This window comes from Gilvimarinus sp. 1_MG-2023, from assembly GCF_030548285.1.
In genome coordinates, this window is record NZ_JAUOSC010000512.1 from 1 (window position 1) to 334 (window position 334).

The 334-nt window shown below is 49.7% G+C and carries 1 pseudogene; it reads left to right on the forward strand.

Annotated elements, in window-relative coordinates:
- Nucleotides 1-75 precede the first annotated feature (75 nt).
- Nucleotides 76-334: pseudogene (locus tag Q4563_RS17865) on the forward strand (hypothetical protein); the annotation flags it as partial.

Here is a 334-nt window from a genome sequence, read left to right on the forward strand (position 1 = left end):
GTTTACGGCTATGCTGATAAATAGCCGATGTAGATTTCAGACCTCTGGTTGGCGCCGGATTTTTCAGGATTGACTATGACATTCCAGATCACAGCGAATGAATACCGACGGTTTCAAGATATGCTGGAGCAGTCCAGTGGCATTGTGCTTGGAGACGGCAAGGATTATTTACTCAGCAGTCGCCTGAAGCAATTACTGGCCCAGCAGCAATTGGGCTCGATTACTGCGTTGCTGGATAGACTCGACGGCGACCAGCGTTTGCAGGAAAAAGTCATCGAAGCCATGGCCACCCACGAAACACAGTGGTTTCGGGATGATTCCCCTTATCGGGTAT